This is a genomic window from Vibrio sp. OPT46, from assembly GCF_015163535.1.
GTDB classification, from domain to species: Bacteria; Pseudomonadota; Gammaproteobacteria; order Enterobacterales; family Vibrionaceae; genus Vibrio; species Vibrio alginolyticus.
Genome location: NZ_JADDYG010000323.1, coordinates 16629 through 19389, shown reverse-complemented (window position 1 = coordinate 19389; position 2761 = coordinate 16629). Strand labels below are relative to the sequence as shown.

3 protein-coding genes are annotated in these 2761 nt (G+C 45.7%); 2 read left to right on the top strand and 1 reads right to left on the bottom strand.

Annotation, left to right across the window (positions count from 1 at the left end; genetic code table 11):
• Window positions 1-245 precede the first annotated feature (245 nt).
• The gene (locus tag IQR33_RS15405) at window positions 246-512 is read left to right on the top strand and encodes a DksA/TraR family C4-type zinc finger protein (RefSeq protein ID WP_017634396.1); all 267 of its coding nucleotides are present in this window, start codon (window positions 246-248) and stop codon (window positions 510-512) included.
• A gap of 69 nt (window positions 513-581) precedes the next feature.
• Here IQR33_RS15405 and bioA read toward each other — a convergent pair whose 3' ends face one another.
• Complete coding sequence (gene bioA / locus IQR33_RS15400) at window positions 582-1862, bottom strand: adenosylmethionine--8-amino-7-oxononanoate transaminase (RefSeq protein ID WP_054575124.1); 1281 nt, start codon at window positions 1860-1862, stop codon at window positions 582-584.
• A 130-nt stretch (window positions 1863-1992) separates the two neighbouring features.
• Here bioA and bioB point away from each other — a divergent pair.
• The coding region (gene bioB, locus IQR33_RS15395; protein ID WP_322631769.1) for a biotin synthase BioB at window positions 1993-2761 on the top strand (769 nt) is incomplete at its 3' end.

Here is a 2761-nt window from a genome sequence, read left to right as displayed (position 1 = left end):
AAGATACTCAGTGTTACTTTGAGAGAGCCTGAGCAAACGCAGTACTTTGAATGTGAGGAAGGGAGTATGAGTAACCTTGCATTGCTTTTCCATGAGAGCGCCGAATAATCGATTACAGAGTAATTATTACTAAAACGTAATAGTGTTTTCGTATTTACCTTAATTATCTTGTTATTTGTAATCGATATAATCATCCACCTTACCACGGTAAGTAGATTTTCTCATTCAAGTAACGAGGAGGGCTTATGGCCGTAGGGTGGGCCAATGACGATAGCGTCAGCCAACAAATTCAAAACACAATAGACGACGAGATTTCCCGTGTTCGTGGCAGTATCGCAAGGGGTGAAAGCGCCCATTATTGCGATGAGTGTGGTGATGAGATCCCAGAAGCACGTCGTTTTGCTATGAAAGGCGTTCGTTTGTGTATCGAATGTCAGTCAACAATCGAATTGGTGTCTCAACGCCAAGCATTGTTCAATAGACGAGCGAGTAAAGACAGTCAACTCCGATAACTTTACTGCTCTAATAAATAACGAGACGGTTTGAGTCTCATACTCAAACCGTTTTCATGTTCAATTGAACTATGAAGCGAAGCAGTCTTTACGTTGTAACGCAGCATCAATCGCATTCACTAACTTTTCAATATCTTCTGGCTTGCTGATGAACGGCGGCATCATATAAATCAGTTTGCCAAATGGACGAATCCACACTCCGTGTTCAACAAACAAGGCTTGGATGGTTTCCATATTCACAGGGCGATACGTCTCCACTACGCCAATGGCACCTAACCAACGGGTGTTTTTTACCAACTCGTGTTCTTCAAGTTTTGGCAGTAACTCAGAAAACAACGCTTCGATTTGTTGGGTTTGCTGTTGCCAGTTACCTTGTTCAATCAATTCCAAACTTGCAGTGGCAACAGCGCAGGCAAGTGGGTTACCCATAAAGGTTGGGCCGTGCATAAAACAGCCTGCATCACCACCACAAACGGTGTCTGCTACGTGTTTGCTCGCCAGGGTCGCAGAGAGGGTCATGTAGCCGCCAGTGAGTGCTTTCCCGACACACAGAATGTCTGGTTGAATGTCTGCATGTTCGCAGGCAAACAACTTACCGGTACGACCAAATCCGGTAGCGATCTCATCTGCAATCAATAACAAGCCGTATTTGTCGCAAAGCCTACGCACGCCTTTGAGAAATTCTGGATGGTAGATGCGCATGCCGCCTGCGCCTTGAACAATAGGTTCTAGGATCACCGCAGCAAGTTCTTGATGGTGCGTATCAATCTTATGCTCGAAGTCAGTAAGAGCTTCTGGATCCCATTCATCCCAATAACCACAAGTTGGGGACTCCGCAAAGATATGTTCAGGTAAAAAGCCTTTGTAGAGAGAGTGCATTGAGTTGTCAGGATCGGTAACCGACATCGCCGCAAACGTATCGCCGTGATAACCGTGTCGCAAAGTAAGAAACTTCGGTCGGCGTTCGCCTTTTGCATGCCAATATTGCAGTGCCATTTTTAAGCTGACTTCTACGGCAACGGAGCCTGAATCGGCAAGGAATACATGTTCAAGATTACTTGGGGCTAGGGATAGCAACTTCTTACACAAACTGATTGCTGGCTGGTGGGTAATCCCGCCAAACATCACGTGAGAGACCTGATCGATTTGCTGGTGAGCGGCTTGATTTAAGTGCGGATGGTTATAGCCGTGGATCGTCGACCACCAAGAAGACATTCCATCGACCAGCTCTGTACCGTCTTCCAGTTTAATGTGAACACCATTTGCCGATGCCACTGGGTAGCAGGTCAGAGGTGTCAATGTCGAAGTGTAAGGATGCCAGATATGCTGGCGGTCGAAGGCGAGATCCATGTGCGATTCCAATAACAATTAAGGTTAAAAAATAAACAGATGTAAACTTTGTTCCTTTGTGTTGTGTTGACAGTTTATCGAGACTCAGTAGACTGTCAACACAACAACAAAAGTGACTAAAGGAATACACGTGGAAGTTCGTCATAACTGGACGCATGCTGAAGTGCGCGATCTCATGGAAAAACCATTCATGGATCTCCTATTCGAAGCGCAGCTTGTACATCGTCAATATCAACAAACCAACCATGTTCAAGTAAGCACGCTTCTGTCGATTAAGACAGGTGCTTGTCCAGAAGATTGTAAGTACTGTCCTCAGAGTGCTCGTTACACCACAGACATCGAGAAAGAGCGTCTGATGGAAGTAGAACGCGTACTCGATGCTGCGCAAAAAGCCAAAAATGCTGGTTCTACTCGATTCTGTATGGGCGCAGCATGGAAAAATCCAAAAGAGCGTGACATGCCGCATTTGACCGACATGATCAAAGGCGTGAAGGGCATGGGTTTAGAAACGTGTATGACATTAGGCATGTTGACACCAGATCAAGCAAAACAACTGGCAACCGCAGGTTTGGATTACTACAACCACAACCTAGATACGTCTCCTGAATTTTACGGCAACATCATTACCACACGTACTTATCAAGACCGTTTAGATACTTTGTCTCATGTTCGTGATGCTGGCATGAAGATCTGTTCCGGTGGCATCATCGGTATGGGTGAAAGTGCTAACGACCGAGCAGGTTTGTTGGTTGAATTAGCTAACTTGCCAGTGCATCCTGAAAGTGTGCCAATCAACATGCTGGTTAAGGTGAAAGGCACACCACTGGAAGAGGTGGACGATGTTGAGCCATTCGATTTCATTCGCTTGATTGCGATTGCGCGCATCATGATGCCTCAAT

Bases quoted from the DNA above. Each gene is read 5' to 3' on its own strand.
- IQR33_RS15405 (WP_017634396.1), top strand. From the start codon at position 246: ATGGCCGTAGGGTGGGCCAATGACGATAGCGTCAGCCAACAAATTCAA.
- bioA (WP_054575124.1), bottom strand. From the start codon at position 1,862: ATGGATCTCGCCTTCGACCGCCAGCATATCTGGCATCCTTACACTTCG.